The 19,110-nt window shown below is 43.0% G+C and carries 16 protein-coding genes; 9 read left to right on the plus strand and 7 right to left on the minus strand.

What is annotated here, in order from left to right; translation table 11 throughout:
* Positions 1-47 precede the first annotated feature (47 nt).
* Entirely contained in the window at positions 48-1,001 is a 954-nt protein-coding gene (locus tag FIU21_RS10730; RefSeq protein WP_004361400.1) for an NAD-dependent epimerase/dehydratase family protein, read from the plus strand.
* Positions 1,002-1,479: 478 nt separating this feature from the next.
* Here FIU21_RS10730 and FIU21_RS10735 read toward each other — a convergent pair whose 3' ends face one another.
* Together FIU21_RS10735 and FIU21_RS10740 are read right to left on the minus strand one after the other, a co-directional pair.
* Positions 1,480-1,860: a hypothetical protein gene (locus FIU21_RS10735; RefSeq protein WP_172891389.1), complete on the minus strand. Its 381-nt coding sequence runs from the start codon at positions 1,858-1,860 to the stop codon at positions 1,480-1,482.
* Between the two features lie 45 nt (positions 1,861-1,905).
* A complete protein-coding gene (locus tag FIU21_RS10740; RefSeq protein WP_004361401.1) occupies positions 1,906-2,739 on the minus strand; it encodes an SPFH domain-containing protein in 834 nt (277 codons plus the stop codon).
* 851 nt (positions 2,740-3,590) lie between these two features.
* Here FIU21_RS10740 and glpA point away from each other — a divergent pair.
* The 6 genes from glpA (at position 3,591) to FIU21_RS10770 (ending at position 11,156) form a co-directional block, all read left to right on the plus strand.
* Entirely contained in the window at positions 3,591-5,192 is a 1,602-nt protein-coding gene (gene glpA / locus FIU21_RS10745; RefSeq protein ID WP_004361402.1) for an anaerobic glycerol-3-phosphate dehydrogenase subunit A, read from the plus strand.
* A gap of 113 nt (positions 5,193-5,305) precedes the next feature.
* The gene (glpB, locus tag FIU21_RS10750; protein ID WP_004361403.1) at positions 5,306-6,556 is read left to right on the plus strand and encodes a glycerol-3-phosphate dehydrogenase subunit GlpB; all 1,251 of its coding nucleotides are present in this window, start codon (positions 5,306-5,308) and stop codon (positions 6,554-6,556) included.
* A 4-nt stretch (positions 6,557-6,560) separates the two neighbouring features.
* Complete coding sequence (gene glpC, locus FIU21_RS10755; protein ID WP_004361404.1) at positions 6,561-7,817, plus strand: anaerobic glycerol-3-phosphate dehydrogenase subunit GlpC; 1,257 nt, start codon at positions 6,561-6,563, stop codon at positions 7,815-7,817.
* A gap of 65 nt (positions 7,818-7,882) precedes the next feature.
* A complete protein-coding gene (gene glpK / locus FIU21_RS10760; protein WP_004361405.1) occupies positions 7,883-9,373 on the plus strand; it encodes a glycerol kinase GlpK in 1,491 nt (496 codons plus the stop codon).
* Positions 9,374-9,409: 36 nt separating this feature from the next.
* Positions 9,410-10,156, plus strand: coding sequence for an MIP/aquaporin family protein (locus FIU21_RS10765; protein WP_036886869.1), 747 nt, complete (start codon positions 9,410-9,412; stop codon positions 10,154-10,156).
* Positions 10,157-10,202: 46 nt separating this feature from the next.
* Positions 10,203-11,156, plus strand: a complete 954-nt coding sequence (locus tag FIU21_RS10770; protein WP_036886871.1) for an HAD family hydrolase — start codon at positions 10,203-10,205, stop codon at positions 11,154-11,156.
* 162 nt (positions 11,157-11,318) lie between these two features.
* On the opposite strand, the gene FIU21_RS10775 is transcribed toward FIU21_RS10770, so the two are convergent.
* On the minus strand, positions 11,319-12,221 hold the full coding sequence (locus tag FIU21_RS10775; protein ID WP_004361408.1) for a hydrogen peroxide-inducible genes activator: 903 nt from the start codon (positions 12,219-12,221) through the stop codon (positions 11,319-11,321).
* Between the two features lie 647 nt (positions 12,222-12,868).
* Between FIU21_RS10775 and ahpC the strand changes: the two genes are divergently transcribed.
* On the plus strand, positions 12,869-13,435 hold the full coding sequence (gene ahpC / locus FIU21_RS10780; RefSeq protein WP_004361409.1) for an alkyl hydroperoxide reductase subunit C: 567 nt from the start codon (positions 12,869-12,871) through the stop codon (positions 13,433-13,435).
* Between the two features lie 117 nt (positions 13,436-13,552).
* Entirely contained in the window at positions 13,553-15,106 is a 1,554-nt protein-coding gene (ahpF, locus tag FIU21_RS10785; RefSeq protein WP_004361410.1) for an alkyl hydroperoxide reductase subunit F, read from the plus strand.
* Between the two features lie 258 nt (positions 15,107-15,364).
* Here ahpF and FIU21_RS10790 read toward each other — a convergent pair whose 3' ends face one another.
* From FIU21_RS10790 to FIU21_RS10805, 4 genes are all read right to left on the minus strand, one after another.
* A complete protein-coding gene (locus FIU21_RS10790; protein WP_004361411.1) occupies positions 15,365-15,565 on the minus strand; it encodes a helix-turn-helix transcriptional regulator in 201 nt (66 codons plus the stop codon).
* The gene (locus tag FIU21_RS10795) at positions 15,555-16,046 is read right to left on the minus strand and encodes a hypothetical protein (RefSeq protein WP_004361412.1); all 492 of its coding nucleotides are present in this window, start codon (positions 16,044-16,046) and stop codon (positions 15,555-15,557) included. The genes FIU21_RS10790 and FIU21_RS10795 overlap by 11 nt, the downstream gene beginning before the upstream one ends.
* Positions 16,047-16,182: 136 nt before the next feature.
* Complete coding sequence (locus FIU21_RS10800) at positions 16,183-16,776, minus strand: hypothetical protein (RefSeq protein WP_036886874.1); 594 nt, start codon at positions 16,774-16,776, stop codon at positions 16,183-16,185.
* A 405-nt stretch (positions 16,777-17,181) separates the two neighbouring features.
* Positions 17,182-19,059 carry a heavy metal translocating P-type ATPase gene (locus FIU21_RS10805; RefSeq protein WP_004361414.1) on the minus strand — a complete coding sequence of 626 codons (1,878 nt, stop codon included), beginning with the start codon at positions 19,057-19,059 and terminating at the stop codon, positions 17,182-17,184.
* Positions 19,060-19,110 lie beyond the last annotated feature (51 nt).

Consider the following 19,110-nt stretch of genomic DNA (forward strand, 5'->3'; position numbering starts at 1 on the left):
AAATATGCTTACTTTGCAACCAGTTATATTTAAGCTTAACAATATTTATGAAAAATGTATTGGTCATAGGCTCTACAGGTCAAATAGGCTCAGAGCTTACCCGAGAACTTAGAAAACGTTATGGAAACGACAGCATTGTTGCTGGTTACATTAAAGGAGCAGAACCTAAAGGTGAACTGAAAGAAAGCGGTCCATCAGCAGAGGCCGACGTTACTAACCCAGAGATGATTGCCGATGTTGTTAAGAAATACAACATTGACACCATCTACAACCTTGCCGCATTACTCTCTGTAGTAGCAGAAAAGAAGCCGCAACTGGCTTGGAAAATCGGTATTGACGGTCTGTGGAACATCTTGGAAGTAGCACGTGAGGACAACTGTGCGGTCTTTACTCCAAGTTCTATCGGCTCATTCGGTTTGAGTACACCTCACACACAGACGCCACAGGACACTGTTCAACGTCCTGGTACAATCTATGGTGTGTCAAAGGTTACCACAGAGTTGCTCAGCGACTACTACTTTAAGAAGTATGGTGTTGATACCCGTTCAGTACGTTTCCCAGGTTTGATTTCCTATGTAACACCTCCAGGTGGTGGTACTACTGACTATGCAGTTGACATCTATTACGCTGCTGTTCGTGGTGAGAAGTTCGTGTGTCCTATCAAGAAGGGAACACTGATGGACATGATGTACATGCCAGATGGTTTGCACGCAGCTATCTCATTGATGGAAGCTGACCCAACTCGTTTGGTTCATCGCAATGGTTTCAACATTGCTTCAATGAGCTTCGACCCTGAAGAAATCTTCAATGCTATCAAGCGTTACAAGCCAGACTTTGAGATGGAATACGACGTAGACCCACTCAAGCAGGGTATTGCTGACAGTTGGCCAGACAGTCTTGACGATAGTTGTGCACGCGCTGAGTGGGATTGGAAACCTCAGTATGACCTCGATGCGATGACTGTTGACATGCTGAAGAACCTTGAAGCTAAGCTGAAATAAGTCTATAACACGAAAAGATAGATTAGCATAAGCTTGAATATAGTACGTATTAAACTACTCTATCAGGCTATAATCTAAATAGTATAAAGAAACAAAGAGGTGGTTACCAACATGGCAATCACCTCTTTTTATTTATTAAACATGTTCCCTCAGATGCGCACTTCATCATCATCACCTAACAATCAACACCCAACACCCAAGCCAAACATGTTCCCTCGGATGCGCACTTTACATCATCATCTAACAATTAACACCCAACACCCAGACCAAACATGTTCCCTCGGATGCGCACTTTACATCATCACCTAACAATCAACACCCAACACCCAAGCCAAACATGTTCCCTCAGATGCGCACTTTACATCATCACCCAACAATCATCACCCAACAACCAACAACCAAACATGTTCCCTCGGATGCGCACTTTACATCATCACCTAACAATCAACACCCAATACCCAACAGCCATGAGCGTGATTCAATAGATTTCTCCATCAAACTCACTTGCTAATAGTTCTTCTCGAAGACGTTGAAGTTCTCGCATTGGAGAGGTCCCACCGATGAAGAGCGTGACACGTTTCCCATCCTTTGTTTCCACAACAACTGGAAATCTACCATTGAAAGATATACTCTGATTAAGCTTTATCCTAACAATATCTTTTATACAGATAGGCTGAGGCAGCTTAATCAGTGCGACATGTCCCTGTTGACAACGGGCATAAAGATTGCCATCAACTATAGTAAAACTCTTTATAATGTTCTTTGGAGGATTGAGGACAACTCGAACAACAAAGAAAATAACCACCAATATAAAAAGTTGGATGGAAAGTACCACAAGATAGATTTCACCTTTTGTCATAGATCTAAGCGTTCTTACTTTATTTACAATCGGTGAAGACGAAGCCTATCTGCGGATATTCCACATCGGTGTTTCGCCTCCTCCAAAGAGAACATCTATGTTAGCACCATTCTTCTTTTCGATGACATCCCATGCACGCAACTGTATGAACTGTGCTGGAGAGAGGTTTAGTTCGGTCATATAAGCCTTATCAGCCACCGCCTTATTCCGCTCAGCCTTAGCACGTGCAAGTTCCATTTCGGCACGCTTCTCTTGTGTTTGCTTTGCCTGAATACTTGCAGCAGTCTTGTTCATCTCTTCCAACTGCTCCTTGTTAGGCATCACACGGTCGGTAATTACCTGTTGAATATCAATAGGGAAGTTTGCCTTTCGTGACAAAGAGGCTACATACTGGCGCATAGACTGCTTAATACGGTCATCGAACTTTGCAAGAACTTCACGATTACTCATCAAGTCGAATGGCGAACAAGAGGATACATACTCACGCACTTTATTGCGGAAATAAGGTTCGATGAAGTTCTCAAACCAGTTTTCTCCATAGTTTCTCAGCAAGTCAGGGGTCTGTCCTTTCTTCACTTGGATAATCATATACATATTCACATCAAGTGGAGTATTGTCGTTTGAAAGCAAATCATCAAATTGGAACTGCATCTTCTGTGGCAGGATATTAAAGTAGACAGCGGTCGTTGTTGGTGCAATCAGTGTAATTGAATTTACTGGTTCATCAGCAACACGCGTACTACCAAAGAAGATAGGCTTCATCTTTAATGCCGCTTCTTGGTCGTAAGAAGGATTTACAAACGAGAAGAAAGCAAGACCAATAACACAAAAAGTGACTACAAGAGCTACTGGAAGCAATATTTTTTTAGGATTATTCATACCAAAGAAATCTTTAAGATTAAAAATTGAATACTGTTGGTTAGCTTGTCTTGAATTGAAATTCATATCAAATGAGGTTATAATTGTATATGCTAAAATAGGTATCTTATCATTGCAAAGATAATAAAAAATATAATATGTGACAAACAAAACATTGTATAAGTAGTACCTATAGAATGTTTTAAAAGAACTTACAATACATTTGTAAGCTATACAAGAAATGCAAATAGATACTATATTGATATTATCCTCTACAAACAACTTATTCCTATTAGCCTAATTAGGCTAATTAGGCTAATAGGTCCAATTGGACTAATTGCCTATTATTTTGTCCTATTTTTTCACATCATGATTTTGAATACATGCTCTTTTGGTTTCTTAAAGACGCCTAATTGACTTGCAAAAGGTGCCCTTTTGAAGTCCAACTAACGCCCTTTTGAAGTCTTATTAAGCACCTTTTCTTTTACTACTTTATAACTAACTGATTCCCTGTTGGTTACAAACCCACTTTTTACAAGTGTTTTTATCCTTACTTATAGATGTTTTACTCAAAAATATGTAATGATTTTTCAAAACGTTATCTACAAACTTAATCAGAAGAAAAGAGTGTTTAGCTTCAGTAAAAACATCATGACAAAGAAATAAAAAGATAATAAAACGAAAGCGACTATCTTTCTAAACGAAAGAAAAGATATAAAAGTTGTTAAGACTTTTTGGAACTTTCATCTATTTTATTTAACTTTGCTGCGGAATGAAATATAAAAGGTTTTGAACGACAGCTTGCGCACTTAACCAAACTTTCGTTACGAAACTTTGCGAACAACTTTTGACCGATTAGAACTACCTATACAATGAGCAGAGTATTAAACAAGGATTACGATGTGATTATCATCGGAGGAGGTGTTACAGGCGCCGGTACAGCACGTGACTGTGCTATGCGTGGACTACGTGTGCTTCTTGTAGAGAAGTACGACTTCAGTAATGGTGCCACGGGTCGCAATCATGGCTTACTCCATAGTGGAGCACGCTATGCAGTGACCGACCCAGAGTCGGCCTCCGAGTGCATCAAGGAGAATATGATACTCCGCCGGATTGCTCATCATTGCATAGAAGCAACTGATGGACTGTTTATTACACTGCCAGAAGATGACATACAATACCAGAAAACATTCGTTGAGTCCTGCCAGGAAGCAGGTATAAGTGCTAACATTATTTCACCTGAAGAAGCACGTCGCATAGAGCCATCGGTCAATCCTGACTTGATTGGCGCTGTGCGCGTGCCAGATGCTTCCATTGACCCTTTCCATCTCACGACGGCAAATATCCTTGATGCACGTCGCTATGGTGCTGAAATTCTAACCTATCAACAGGTAGTAGGACTCGTTTTAAGCAATGGTCGTGTGGAAGGCGTTCGCCTCCGCAATAATCATACAGGCGAAGAAAGCGAAGTTCGCAGTCGTATCGTTATCAATGCGGCTGGAATTTGGGGGCATGACATTGTCAAGATGGCAGGTATCAAGGTTAATATGTTTCCTGCGAAAGGTACGCTTCTCATCTTCGGTCATCGCGTTAACAACATGGTTATCAATCGTTGCCGTAAGCCTGCAAACGCTGACATCCTCGTTCCAGACGATGCTGTATGCGTCATTGGAACAACCAGTGACCGCGTAGCTTATGACACAATTGACGACCTAAAGATTACACAAGAAGAAGTAGACGTGTTGATAAAGGAGGGAGAAAAACTTGCTCCGAGCCTTGCAACGACACGTATTCTTCGTGCTTACGCTGGTGTCCGACCACTTGTTGCTGCCGACAACGACCCATCAGGGCGTAGTATTAGCCGTGGTATCATCTGCTTAGATCATGAAACAAGAGATGGGTTAGCAGGACTTATCACGATTACTGGTGGTAAGATGATGACCTATCGACTCATGGCTGAGATAGCAACCGACCTCGCTTGTAAGAAATTAGGTGTAGAAGCTGTATGCCAAACAGCTACCCTTCCGCTCCCAGGAAGCGAAGGACAAGACACTGATAACAAGCATCATACCTATTCAACTGCCCACTATGCGGCTAAAGGTAGACAAGGTTATCGTGTGCAGGAAATACCCGATCAGAGTGCAGAAGACCGCTCCTTGGTTTGCGAATGTGAGGAAGTGAGTGTCGGCGAAGTAAAATATGCAATGGAGAAGTTGCACGTTCATGACCTTCTCAACCTGCGCCGCCGTACCCGAGTGGGTATGGGAACCTGTCAAGGAGAACTTTGTGCGTGTCGAGCAGCTGGTGTTATGTGTGACGCTGGAGACGAGGCTGAGAAGACGTTAACCGACCTTCACAACTTTATCAATGAGCGTTGGAAAGGAATGAAACCAGTTGCTTGGGGCAGTACACTCGATGAAGCACAGCTTACAGCAGCTATCTATCAGGGCTTGTTGGGACTGGACAATGAATAGAAGGCTTTTGAAAGAAGGAGAAATCCTTAGCAATCTAAATCATATAGACGCCTAAATGGCTCTATAAAAACCAACGATTTCAAACAATCTATCACAATCAAAGACAATCGACAATGAGATATGATACTATTATAATAGGTGGCGGACTGAGCGGACTCACTGCTGGTATCACACTGGCAAGCGCAGGCAAACGTGTTTGCATCGTGTCAGCGGGACAGAGTAGTCTGCACTTTAATTCGGGTTCGTTCGACTTACTGGGCTATGATAACAATGGAAAGGTGGTTGAACATCCGTTGGAAACGATTGCATCACTGAACGACCAGCATCCTTACAAGAAGATTGGCACAGAGAAAATTGCGCTCCTTGCTAATAAGGCGAAGGCTTTATTGAATGAAGCTGGCGTAAAAACGACTGGCGATAGCGCACAGAATCATTATCGTTTCACCCCCTTAGGAACCACAAAACCTGCATGGTTGACTACGGAAGGCTATGCTATAAGCCAGCAGAAAGACTCCCTCCCTTGGAAAAGTGTAGAACTCTTGAACATCCAAGGCTTCTTAGATTTACCCACAGCCTTCATCGCTGCGAACCTTAAGAAGAGTGGAGTGACTTGTCAAGTGAAGTCTTTTACAACCGACGAGTTGAGCCATGTGAGGAAAAGTCCTACTGAGATGCGCGCCACTAACATAGCTAAAGTATTGTCAGACAAGGTTGCTTTGCGCAAAGTTGCTGACCGTATCAATGCTATCAGTGGAGAGACAGAAGTGCTCTTGTTACCTGCTGTCTTAGGTTTCAATGACAACGAGAGCCTCAACGAACTGAAGGCTATGGTGAAGAAGCCTATTGAGTATCTCGCAACACTTCCTCCATCAGTATCGGGTGTTCGCACAACTCACCTCTTGAAACAACTCTTCGGCCGTTTAGGTGGAACGATATTGGTGGGTGATACAGCCAATAATGGTGTCTTTGAGGGCAACCGTCTCGTGTCTATCACAACCGAAAACCTCCCTAATGAGTCCCTTTATGCAGACGAATTCATCCTCGCTTCTGGTTCTTTCATGAGCCACGGACTGCAGAGTAATTATCAACATGTATTCGAACCCGTATTCAATCTTAATGTTGATGCTACTGAAGCACGAAGCGAATGGACAAAGGATGATGCGTTCACAGCACAGCCTTATATGGAATATGGTGTGCAGACAGACAAAGACTTCCACGCTATAAAAGACGGAAAAACTATCAGCAACCTCTTTGTCATTGGTTCCCTCTTGAGCGGACATAATAACATTAAACTCGCTGATGGTACTGGTGTTTCACTCTTGACTGCCCTTCAGGTAGCCGAAATAATAACAGAAAGGAAATAAGGTCATGCCAGAAGGAATACAACTAAAGAATATCAGCGGTAATAACTTGGAACAATGCTTAAAGTGTTCCATCTGTACTGCCTACTGTCCAGTGTCTGCAGTGGAGCCAGAATACCCCGGTCCGAAACATTCAGGACCTGATTTGGAACGCTACCGCCTCAAGGATAAGAAGTTCTTTGACAATGCGTTAAAGATGTGTCTGAACTGTAAACGCTGCGAAGTTGCCTGTCCTTCAGGTGTTCGCATTGCTGACATCATTCAGGCTTCACGCATCAAATACAGCACACATGGACCTATCCTGCGTGATAGAATGTTGGCAAATACCGACTTCGTGGGTACGATGGCGAATATGGTCGCACCGATTGTCAACACCACCTTGGGACTGAAGCCTGTCAAGGCTGTGCTCCACAGTGTGATGGGTGTTGACAAACATCGCAGCTTCCCAGCCTATAGCAGTCAGAAGTTTGAGACATGGTACAAGCGTAATGCAGCCAAAGAACAAGACAATTATAAGAAACACGTAAGCTACTTCCACGGCTGTTACGTCAATTATAACTTCCCACAGTTGGGCAAAGACCTTGTAAAGATTATGAATGCGGTAGGTTATGGTGTCCACCTGTTAGAGAAAGAGAAATGTTGTGGCGTAGCATTGATTGCTAACGGACTCAGTAATCAGGCGCGAAAGCAGGGAGAAGTGAACATCAACTCAATCCGTCAGGCAGCAAAGCAGAACCGAGTTGTCCTCACAACAAGCTCTACCTGTACCTTTACGATGCGTGACGAATATGAGCATCTATTAGATATAAAGGTCGATGATGTGAAGGAAAACATCACACTTGCTACCCGATTCCTCTATCGTCTGATAGAAAGTGGCGACGTAAAGCTTGCTTTCCGCAAGGATTTCAAGATGCATGCAGCCTACCATTCAGCTTGTCATATGGAGAAGATGGGCTGGGTTATCTACAGTACAGAGCTACTGAAGATGATTCCGGGACTGAAACTTACAATGCTCAACTCCCAATGTTGCGGTATTGCAGGTACTTACGGATTCAAGAAAGAGAACTATGAACGCTCACAGCAGATTGGTTCTGGGGTCTTCAAACAGATAAAGGAAATAAACCCAGACTACGTTACTACCGACTGTGAAACCTGTAAATGGCAGATTGAAATGTCAACAGGATATGATGTAAAGAATCCTATCTCTATCCTTGCCGAAGCCTTGGATGTTGAGAAAACAAGGAAGTTAAACGGCATAGAATAGGCAGATTCTACTAATAACAACGATAAAATAAAAACAAAATAACAACCTTATAAAATACAACCAGCATGGAGAAGAAATTCATCTTAGCCCTCGATCAAGGAACAACAAGTTCAAGAGCCATCGTCTTTGACCACAACGGACACATAAAGTCTGTAGCACAGAAAGAGTTTACACAGTACTTTCCACAACCTGGATGGGTAGAACATAACCCCAACGAAATATGGTCTTCGCAGGCTTCTGTTATCGCTGAGGCTATCTCTGCCATAGATATTAACGGCCTTGACATCGCAGGTATAGGTATTACTAACCAGCGCGAAACTACGATTGTGTGGGATGTTGACACCGAAGAACCTATCTATAACGCCATTGTATGGCAAGACCGCCGCACTTCAGAGTTCTGTGATGAGTTGAAAGCACAGGGCTTGACGGATAAGATTCATGAGAAAACTGGTCTTATTATTGATGCTTATTTCAGCGGAACAAAGATTAAGTGGATTCTTGATAACGTACCAGGAGCACGCAAACGTGCAGAGATGGGCAAGCTCCGCTTCGGTAATGTAGACTCATGGTTGGTATGGCGATTGACACGAGGAGAGGTACACGTGACCGACGTTACGAATGCTTCTCGTACCATGCTCTTCAATATTCACGATCTAAAATGGGATGAAGAACTGATGAAGTTACTGGATATTCCAATGTCCATGATGCCAGAAGTGAAGTCAAGTTCAGAGGTTTATGGTCATACTAAGACTACTATCTTCGCTCATGAAGTGCCTATCTCTGGTATTGCCGGCGACCAGCAGGCAGCCCTCTTCGGTCAGATGTGTATCGAGCCGGGCTCTATCAAGAATACATACGGTACTGGTTGCTTCGTAATGTTGAACACCGGCAACAAGCCTGTTATGTCTAAGAATAACCTACTGACCACTATTGCGTGGAAGATTGGCAATCAGGTTGTCTACGCTTTGGAGGGTTCTATCTATGTAGGAGGCTCTGTTGTACAGTGGTTGCGTGATGGATTGGGCTTCATCACCTCATCATCAGAGATAGAAGACTTAGCCTCAACCGTGCCAGACAGCGGTGGCGTTTACTTCGTTCCAGCCTTAACAGGCCTTGCAGCTCCCTACTGGGACCAGTATGCTCGTGGTACAATTATTGGCATAACACGTGGAACAACACGTGCACATATCGCCCGTGCTGCCCTTGATGGTATTGCTTTCCAGACTTACGACATTGCTCAAGCAATGGCAAAGGATATGAATGCTTCGCTTACTGAGTTAAAAGTCGATGGTGGTGCATCACGCAATAACCTTTTGATGCAGACTCAAGCAGACCTTCTTGGCATTAAGGTTGTTCGTCCACGTATCACCGAGACAACCGCTTTAGGTGCTGCTTATCTTGCAGGTCTGGCTGTTGGCTTCTGGAAGAATATCAACGATACTAAGAACCAATGGCAGGTTGAACGTTGCTTTGAACCTATTGCTGACAGCGATACTGTCGAAGCAGCTAAAGCAGGTTGGGCTGATGCCGTTGACAGAACACTGACCAAAAGATAAGACCTAACATACAATAACAACCACAATTCAATCCTTATGGAATATTCAATGACAACACAGTTCTTCATGGAACTATTAGGAACACTGATTCTGGTGCTTTTCGGAGATGGTGTTTGTGCTTGTGTAACGCTGAACAAGAGTAAAGGACAGAACTCGGGATGGATTGTTATCACCATTGCGTGGGGTCTCGCAGTATGTATGGGTGTGCTTGTTGCAGGTCCTTATACGGGTGCTCACCTTAACCCAGCAGTATCAGCTGGCTTAGCTGCAGCTGGTATGTTCCCTTGGAGTTCAGTACCAATCTATGCTGCTGGACAAATGATTGGCGGTGTCTTAGGTGCTATCCTCGTGTGGATTTTCTACAAAGACCACTACGATGCAACAGACAATGATGCTGCGAAGCTTGGTACATTCTGCACCGCTCCAGCCATCCGCAACTATAAATTGAACTTCCTCTGTGAGGTAATTGCGACATTAGTACTTGTCTTTATCATCATCAGTTTCAGTTCAAAGGGTAACTGCTGTGACCCTAAAAACTTCAAGTTCGGGCTTGCTGCTTTGGGTCCAATCCCTGTTACGCTGCTAATTATTGCACTCGGAATGTCACTCGGTGGTCCAACTGGATATGCTATGAATCCTGCTCGTGACCTATCACCACGTATCGCACATGCGCTTTGCATGAAGGGTGACAATGACTGGGCATACGCGTGGGTACCCGTTCTCGGTCCTATGGTTGGCGGTATTATTGCAGGACTTTGCGGTGCTGCCCTCCACCAATTATAATCCACTTGGCAATAAAAAATTATCAATAACTAAAAACAATACTATTATGAAGAATTTTAAAAGAACCCTTCAACTCGTAGCTGTATTCCTTTTCATTGGTGCAATACAGCTTTCAGCACAGACCTACAAGTATCAGAAGATTGTAGGATTCACTGATGCTACCAACGCAAAACTTGAGGCTTTCCTCCAATCAACTATCTCAATGAACATCCGTAAGGTGGCTGTCTTCGATTGTGACGGAACCCTCTTCGGTCAGGTTCCTTACTATCTTGCAGAGGAAGCGCTCTACGAATATGCTCGTCGCAACTATGCTGGCAAGAAGGATGCTAAGTCTGTTGAGAAGTTCAAGTTAGTTGACAAGATGATAAAAGAGGATGCTATCAGTCGTGAGCGCGACCGTATTAAGTTCCTCAGTGGTCTTACTCCAGAAGAGGTACAGCGCATTGGCGACGATTGTTTCCACGAGAAGTATCAGAATAAGTTCTATCCTCAGATGAAGGCATTGCTTGCCAACCTTCGCAACTATGGTTTCGAGACATGGGTTATCTCTGCTTCTCCAGAGTTACTCTACCAGCGTTTCTGTGTTGAAGAGCTCGGATTCCAAGAAGATCGTGTAATTGGTGTGAAGTCACTCGTCACCATGGGCGGTGTCGTTACTGACCAGATTGTATTCCCTTCACCACAAGACGAGGGTAAGGCTGAGGTTATAAGAACCTTTATCAAGACTCGCCCACTCTTTGCTGCAGGCAACAGTCGCGGCGATATGGAGATGATGAACACTTCAGTGGGTCTGAAACTCATTCTTAATCCTGATGACAAGACACCACAGAAGGTGATGGGTGGCAAGACTGTTAAGCAATATTGGGCAGCTGACCCTAACTGTATTACTGAGTACACACGCGACGTTGTCGAGGGCAACTATAACTGGGCATGTGACGAATACAACGTAAAACAGAATGCTGCTACTGATGTTTCAAACCCTGCTGTAGTCATCTATTAAAACACAAGTCTCTCTATATATGTAATTTAATTTTAGTATACAGGTTCTATCATTTAATTCACAAGATTGTTTTAAGGATTACAATGAGCCCCAGCCACTGTGAAAGTAGCTGGGGTTCACTATTCTTATTCCTATTACTTCCCAAAGGAAAGCTATTAAGATTTAACTTTGTAAATCATCAGGTAAGGACTCTTTAATCCTTTCTGCAAGCATATGGAGCAATGTATGACGAATGAAGTTTGGCGATGTCATCAGTATTATCTCACGAGAAGGAACAGGATGGGCGAAAGGACGTACCAAACGATGCTGCTCCGTTGTGAGCTGTGAGAGTGCAAGCTGGGGTATAAAGGTTACTCCCTTACCCTTCTCTACGATACGCATAAAGGTCTCTATGCTTCCTAAATTATAACTCTTCTTGCTTAACGCAGCCGATTTCAGCTGGCAGAACTTCACCAACTGGTCACGGAAACAATGTCCTTCGTCCAGCAACCACAAGTACTCTCCCGACAAGTCAGCAGGACGAATAAACTCCTTTTCAAACAATGGGTCGCCTTCTGCTACATAACCGAAGAACTGTTCACGATAAAGCGGTGTACACGACATCTCCTCAAGTCCGTCGACACGTGCCAAGATACCAGCATCTATATCACCCCTGCGAAGTGCCCTGCGCATATCCTCGGTTTTCATCTCCGTTATCCTCACATCCATCTCGGGATGTTCATTCATCAACTGTGGGAAGAAGCGCGGAATAAGATAAGGTGCTATCGTCGGTAGCACACCCACCTCAAAGGTACCGGTCAGCACCTGCCGTTCCTCGTCGATTATCTGCTTGAGTTTCTTTGCACGATTAAGCACCTTCCAAGCCTCCTCAATCACCTTCATACCCGCTTGTGTAGGCTGTATCGGTTGACGCTTACGGTCAAAGATTTTCACACCTAATTCGTCTTCTAACTTTTGAATCATCGAACTAAGTGTAGGCTGTGTAACATTGCAGTCATCGGCTGCCTTTGCAAAATGCTTGAGCCGATAAACTGCCATTACATATTCTAATTGTTGTAGTGTCATTCTTATAATACCATGTATAGACTATGACAAAAATAGATAAAAAAAGCCAAATAGCCGTCTTATCATCCTGTTTTTATGCTTTATACTCGTCTTTTTCATCCTTTATAGTGAGTGTATACACCTCCAATCACTATAAATAAGTATTATTCTTCACCACCTTATAAGTTTCATATCAGTATTCTTCAACACCTAACAACCATCACCCAACAACCAACAAGCCACCACCCACCAAGTGTGTTAACGCCCCGCACATGTGGTGCGGAGGCTGAACACCAAGCGTGCGGAGGCTGAACACCAAGCATATTAAAGGTTAACAACCTTATTATATATGATTCTATTGACAACAACTTGTTATGAAGTAAGAATTGTTCTTTTCTTATTCATCTTGCTTTTCAAAGGCAACACGAGCGTTTTCGATTCAATATTGAAGTGCATAAGTAATTGTTTGATATATTTTTTAGTTGAAGGTAATCTTTTAATTTAGCAAACAATCAAACATAACTTACTGATAATCAACACTGGTAATAAGTCCGATAGATTTTATTAATCAGCATATAGATTTTATCTATTGGCTGTAACAATTACAAATACTAACTTTGCATTGCAAAACAAAAAGATTTAATCACATAAATAGTTTTAAGTAAGATATGGAACCAATTATTAATGCACACGCACCAGAGTTTACCGTTCAGGCTTTCCAGGACGGACAGTTTAAGACCGTTTCAAGCAAGGATATCGAGGGCAAATGGGCACTCTTCTTCTTCTATCCAGCTGACTTCACTTTCGTATGTCCTACAGAGTTGGAGGATTTGGCTGACAAGTACGAGCAGCTCAAGAGTCTTGGCGTAGAGGTATTCTCAGTAAGTACTGATACTCACTTCGTACACAAGGCATGGCACGATGCTTCTGATAGAATCAAGAAGATTAAGTACACTATGCTTGCTGACCCAACTGGCGTATTGAGCCGTGGCTTCGGTGTATACAAAGAGGACGAGGGTTTAGCTTACCGTGGTACATTCCTCGTAAACCCAGAGGGTCTCGTTAAGATTGCTGAAATCCAAGATAACAGCATCGGTCGTAACGCTGATGAGTTGGTACGTAAGGTTGAAGCTGCGTTGTTCGTTGCTTCTCACGAGGGTGAGGTTTGCCCAGCTAAGTGGAAGCAGGGCGGCGAAACATTGAAGCCAAGCATCGACCTTGTTGGTAAGCTCTAAGACTTAGTTTCTGTAATAACAGACATAAAAGTGTCATAGAAGTTATGGTGGAGAGATAAGTCTTCGGACTTTGTCTCTCCATTTTTTTTATAATATATAGAGAAATTTACAAGCCCCATGTTAGATTCAAGCATACTCGAACAGGTGAAGGGCGTCTTTGCTTCGCTCTCATCTAATATAACCCTTAGCGTTACTCGCAATAGTAATGATGAGAACTCAGCAGAGTTTTCGTCTTTCGTAGAGGATATTGCCTCTACTTCTGACAAGATAAAGACAGTTTATCTGGAAGGAGAACAGTTCTCCTTCAGTATTCTTCGCAATGGTGAAGAGACTGGTATCAGCTTCCGTGGTATACCAAATGGTCACGAGTTTACCTCGTTGCTCCTTGCTATTCTTAACTCTGACGGACAGGGTAAGAACCTTCCTGACGAGGCAATAGCTGCACGTATCAAGTCGCTAAAGGGTGAAATCCGCCTTCAGACCTACGTATCACTCACCTGTACAAACTGTCCTGACGTTGTTCAGGCACTCAACGTAATGGCGCTTATCAACCCAAATATTAGCAATGAGATGGTTGATGGCGGTCTTTGTCAGGATGAAATACAACGTTTGAACATACAAGGCGTACCTTCTGTGTACGTTAATGGGGAGCCATTGCACACTGGTCGTGGTGATCTTGGAATCCTTCTGCAGGAGTTGGAGGACAAAGTTGGTACCGATCATGATGAAAATGCGGTGCAAACAGTACGCGAATATGATGTTATCGTACTCGGTGGTGGTCCTGCTGGAGCATCTTCTGCTATCTACTCTGCCCGCAAAGGCTTGCGCGTAGCTATCGTTGCGGAGCGCATTGGAGGACAGGTAAACGACACAACAGGTATCGAGAACCTTATTTCTGTCACAAAGACAACTGGTACACAGCTTGCTGCTGACCTCCGCACCCATATCAATGAATATTCAATAGATGTATTCGACAATCGTAAGGTGGTATCAACCAACTTGAAAGAGGCTATTAAGACTGTTTCTGTTCGTGGTGGTGAGACCTTTACCGCACCTGCTATCGTAATCGCAACAGGTGCAAGCTGGCGCCGTCTTGGTCTGCCAGATGAGGAGAAATACATCGGTCATGGTGAGCATTTCTGCCCTCATTGCGATGGTCCTTTCTACAAAGGTAAGGACGTAGCAGTCATCGGTGGTGGTAACTCTGGTATCGAAGCAGCCATTGACTTGGCTGGTATCTGCCGCCACGTGACCGTACTTGAGTTTGCTGATGCTATGCGTGCTGATGAGGTTCTACAGCAGAAAGTAGCCAGTCTGCCTAATGTTGAGGTGTTCCTTTCTACCCAGACAACAGCCCTCTTGGGTGATGGTCAGAAGCTATCGGGTATCAGAGTGAAGGACCGCACCAATGATGAGGAGCGCGAAATTGCCTTAGATGGTGTCTTTGTTCAGATTGGCTTGTCGCCAAACAGCGATGCTTTCAAGGATCAAGTAGAGGTTACTCCTCGCAATGAGATTATCGTTGATGCAACCAACCGCACAAGTCTGAGTGGCGTATATGCTGCTGGTGACGTTACGACGGTGCCTTACAAACAGATTACAATCGCTATGGGAGAAGGTGCTAAGGCTGCCCTTTCAGCCTTTGACGACCGTATCCGTGGCGTGATATAATAGTAAAATTTTCTCTGACTTGAGTATATGTTGAGCCCGATGAGGCAAGTGTGATATTTCTTCACCTTGTCCATCGGACCTTTTTCGGTTAATTCTAAATTCACAATTCAGAATTCATAATTATGATTACTTTGGTAATTCATAATGCATAATTCAAATTTCATAATTATGATTAGCCTTAATTCAAAATTCATAATTCAAAATTCATAATTATGATTACTGATGATATCGAAAAAGAGGGAGTATAAATACAAGACTTTAATCGCTTTTTTCAAGTTCAAAAATATCATCTACACGCTTATCGAAAACACGTGCAATCTTCAGACTGAGAACTGTTGAGGGAACATACTTCTCGCTTTCAATAGCGACAATCGTTTGACGGGACACCCCTATAAGTTCTGCTAATTGCGCTTGGGTCATACGCTTTATTGCCCGCTCTACTCTTATACTATTCTTCATTATCTATTCTCCTTTTATGTAATTCGTAAAGAAAACGGAAGTGAAACAGCAGAAATATGCTGAACATTGATAGCATTAACAAAGTGATGTAAACCATTCCAAAGCAGAACCACGTGAAGATTACAAAGAAAATCGTATTTACTTTCAGTGCCCATACTAATGAACGCATACGGAGATGTTCAACATATTCATCCTCAACTCTTTCCTTTGAAAATGCTATCATATATAGAGAGATAAAGGTCAAGCAGTAAACAAGTTCAGAAAACATGTCTTCCTGCGCAAAATAGAAGAAAGAACGTCCCTCTTGTTCTGGAGCAAAGAAATTCAGGTTTCCAATGTGTAAGGTAATAAAACTCAGTCTGTCATCATTAAACCAGTCATTAATACCTAACCAAGAAACCATAATCATGACACTACAAGGGATAAAAATAAACCAACCAACCTTCCTAAAGATGTGGGGTAAAAGATAATCTGTTTTCATAAAGTAGCTTTTTTAATTAATAAGTAAAGATATCTATCACACCACAAAAGTAACACTTACTTTTCTAAAAGTCAAGTAAACTATACAAAAAGATTGCTTTAACAGCCTCGCAATTAACCTATATTCACATTAAAAGCTATTTCTTCAGTTCTTTTTGCTCATTCTTTTTCTGGATAGAATCAGCTTTTAGTTCCAACTGTGTCTGTCGATAGGCCTTGAGGATAGGGTCTTCCTTATCCTCTAAACCGTCCATTTTCTTGAAAACTTCACGTAGCTTCTCAACATGCTTACGGTCTCTACGTAACCGTTTATCAAGCATAAGCCCAACATCAAACTCTAATAGGGAATGGGCTGGCTTCTTTTCTAAGATGTCTCGCTTCGGCATCTTCTTCAACAGTTCACGCCCATCAACAACTTGCTTTCCTATTACCACTACCTCATCCAAATAATGTTCTGCAGGGAAAAGGAAGACAGTATCACGCAAAACCTCACTCCGAAACAACTTCTCTGGTGCATAACCTTTCTTTTTAAAGGTAGCTGTTTGGAATGAATCAGGTAGGTTAATGATTCCTTGCCATGTAGTTAGTCCCACATTCTTCCCATCCACACTGACCAACACATCACGTATCGGAAAGTGCGTAGCCCCATCACATACCAGCACTTTTTGTGCCTGAACTGACGAGAATGGTAGCAAAAGCCACAAAAAAAATAGAACAAGTCGTATCTGCATAACTATCACTTCGACACAGCAAACTTACACAAAAGTTTTCTCATTTAGCTTCCTCCGTAATTATTTTTATCATAAAAGCAGATGGTTGTAACATTGTTTAAGAGTGAAAGAGCCCATGTTTTATCAACGTGCGAAGGGCCAGCACCAATGGTGCGGATGGTGAATACATACGGAGTCATTAAACACAAGAAAACCTATTGGTCACGAAGAAGCCTAAAGAAGAGCAGAACTTTATGCCATAAAGTTCAATAGTAGTATCACTCGGAATGTCGGATAAGCAGAAAGAGAACAGTCTATTGCTTTATCAAATTATGCTTTTCAAACTATTAAAAAAGGCATCTGCGTAGCTACTTTACGACAGATGCCAAATTATGTTCATGAAAATAAATCGAGTGGAACGCCTTTCTATCTTGCTCTCATCGCATTAAGAACGGCAAGAACCATCACACCGACATCAGCAAAAACGGCTAATCCCATGCTTGCCATTCCAAAGGTGGCAAGAAGAAGGACTGCAACCTTAATACCGATAGCGAACCATGCGTTCTCCTTTGCTATGAAAATAGTACGGCATGAGAGTTCTATGGCAAGTGCTATCTTCGAAGGTTTATCGTCCATCAGTACGACATCGGCTGCCTCGATAGCAGCATCACTGCCCAAAGCACCCATAGCAATGCCCACATCAGCACGTGCTAACACTGGTGCATCATTGATTCCATCACCGACGAAGGCAATTGTTTCATCTGCATTTTTCTCTGCAATGAGACGCTCAACATGCTTTACTTTGTCAGTAGGGAGCAGTTCTGCATAGTATTCCGTCACCTTTGTCTGCTCGGCAACTTGCTCAACAACTTCCCTCTTGTCGCCGCTCAGCATAACAGTCTTACTAACCCCCAACTGCTTCAGAGACTCTATAGCCTTCACAGCATCAGCCTTCAGCTGGTCAGAAATTACGATATGACCTGCATATTCACCATCAATCGCAACGTGAACAATAGTACCCGCATGGCTCGTACAACGCTTACAGGTAGGGATTGTAATACCTAATGTTGCCATTAAACGGCTGTTACCAACACTTACTTTCTGATTATTAACAGTGGCAGTAATGCCCTGTCCCGCTGTTTCTTGTATATCTTCAACAGTGCAATTATCCTTTTCATTCGCATATGCCATACGGAGAGCAAGGGCGATTGGATGGGTAGAATAACGTTCAACATGAGCTGCTAAATGAAGTAACTCATGCTCAGAGAGACTCTCTGGGTGGATAGCCTCAACATCAAAAGTACCACGTGTCAATGTTCCTGTCTTATCGAATACTACCGTAGAGAGCTTTGACAAAGCATCCATATAGTTACCACCCTTAATAAGGATTCCCTTATGAGAAGCCCCACCGATACCCGCAAAGAAGGTAAGAGGAATAGAAATAACCAAAGCACATGGGCAACTTACAACCAAGAAGGTCAATGCACGATAGAGCCAAACACCAAAGGCTGGTGCGTAACTATCATAGAAGAACGGAGGAATAACAGCCAAAGCAAGGGCGGAAATTACCACGATAGGCGTATAGACACGTGCAAAACGACGAATGAATGACTCACTACGTGACTTGTTATCACCTGCCTCTTCAACGAGTTGGATAATCTTTGCAGCGGTAGACTCGCTATATGGCTTTTCAACTTGTACCTTCAACACACCCGAAAGGTTAACACAACCAGAGATAACCTCCATGCCTGCACTTACATCACGTGGTATACTTTCACCCGTAAGGGCTACGGTATTAAGACTGGAGGCACCCTCAAGCACCCTTCCATCTAATGGAATCTTCTCTCCCGGCTTAACAATCACAGTCTCACCAATCATCACTTCCTCTGGACTTACGCTCGCTACCACTCCGTTTCGCTCCACATTGGCTACATCTGGACGAATATCCATCAGTTCAGAGATGGAGTCGCGCGCCTTATCTTCCGCATAATGCTCAAAGAGTTCGCCTAACTGGAAGAACAACATCACGAAGACTCCTTCGATAAACTGTGGTTCGGCACCGGGTAGGAAACCGATGAGCAATGCTCCGATAGTCGCAATACTCATAAGGAAGTTCTCATCAAAAGGATCGCCTTCCATGATTCCCTCAACCGCTTCACCTAATACATCATAACTGATAACCAGATAAGGAACCAAATAAACAAGCAGCACCTGCCACATTGGAAGTGCTGCGAAATGCTCTACTAACCATGCTCCTACAAGGAGTACAGCCGTAAGAATGATTCTTATAAGTTTCTTTTTCATAATCTAAAACCTGTTACTGCATTAATATTCTGCTGCAAAGATAAAGATTAT

Origin of the sequence: Prevotella melaninogenica, from assembly GCF_013267595.1 — a bacterium.
Classification (GTDB): Bacteria; Bacteroidota; Bacteroidia; order Bacteroidales; family Bacteroidaceae; genus Prevotella; species Prevotella melaninogenica_D.

What these genes read in the sequence shown, in the direction of transcription:
- FIU21_RS10730 (WP_004361400.1), top strand. Translation starts at nt 48, where the DNA reads ATGAAAAATGTATTGGTCATAGGCTCTACAGGTCAAATAGGCTCAGAG.
- FIU21_RS10735 (WP_172891389.1), bottom strand. Translation starts at nt 1,860, where the DNA reads ATGACAAAAGGTGAAATCTATCTTGTGGTACTTTCCATCCAACTTTTT.
- FIU21_RS10740 (WP_004361401.1), bottom strand. Translation starts at nt 2,739, where the DNA reads ATGAATAATCCTAAAAAAATATTGCTTCCAGTAGCTCTTGTAGTCACT.
- glpA (WP_004361402.1), top strand. Translation starts at nt 3,591, where the DNA reads ATGAGCAGAGTATTAAACAAGGATTACGATGTGATTATCATCGGAGGA.
- glpB (WP_004361403.1), top strand. Translation starts at nt 5,306, where the DNA reads ATGAGATATGATACTATTATAATAGGTGGCGGACTGAGCGGACTCACT.
- glpC (WP_004361404.1), top strand. Translation starts at nt 6,561, where the DNA reads ATGCCAGAAGGAATACAACTAAAGAATATCAGCGGTAATAACTTGGAA.
- glpK (WP_004361405.1), top strand. Translation starts at nt 7,883, where the DNA reads ATGGAGAAGAAATTCATCTTAGCCCTCGATCAAGGAACAACAAGTTCA.
- FIU21_RS10765 (WP_036886869.1), top strand. Translation starts at nt 9,410, where the DNA reads ATGGAATATTCAATGACAACACAGTTCTTCATGGAACTATTAGGAACA.
- FIU21_RS10770 (WP_036886871.1), top strand. Translation starts at nt 10,203, where the DNA reads ATGAAGAATTTTAAAAGAACCCTTCAACTCGTAGCTGTATTCCTTTTC.
- FIU21_RS10775 (WP_004361408.1), bottom strand. Translation starts at nt 12,221, where the DNA reads ATGACACTACAACAATTAGAATATGTAATGGCAGTTTATCGGCTCAAG.
- ahpC (WP_004361409.1), top strand. Translation starts at nt 12,869, where the DNA reads ATGGAACCAATTATTAATGCACACGCACCAGAGTTTACCGTTCAGGCT.
- ahpF (WP_004361410.1), top strand. Translation starts at nt 13,553, where the DNA reads ATGTTAGATTCAAGCATACTCGAACAGGTGAAGGGCGTCTTTGCTTCG.
- FIU21_RS10790 (WP_004361411.1), bottom strand. Translation starts at nt 15,565, where the DNA reads ATGAAGAATAGTATAAGAGTAGAGCGGGCAATAAAGCGTATGACCCAA.
- FIU21_RS10795 (WP_004361412.1), bottom strand. Translation starts at nt 16,046, where the DNA reads ATGAAAACAGATTATCTTTTACCCCACATCTTTAGGAAGGTTGGTTGG.
- FIU21_RS10800 (WP_036886874.1), bottom strand. Translation starts at nt 16,776, where the DNA reads ATGCAGATACGACTTGTTCTATTTTTTTTGTGGCTTTTGCTACCATTC.
- FIU21_RS10805 (WP_004361414.1), bottom strand. Translation starts at nt 19,059, where the DNA reads ATGAAAAAGAAACTTATAAGAATCATTCTTACGGCTGTACTCCTTGTA.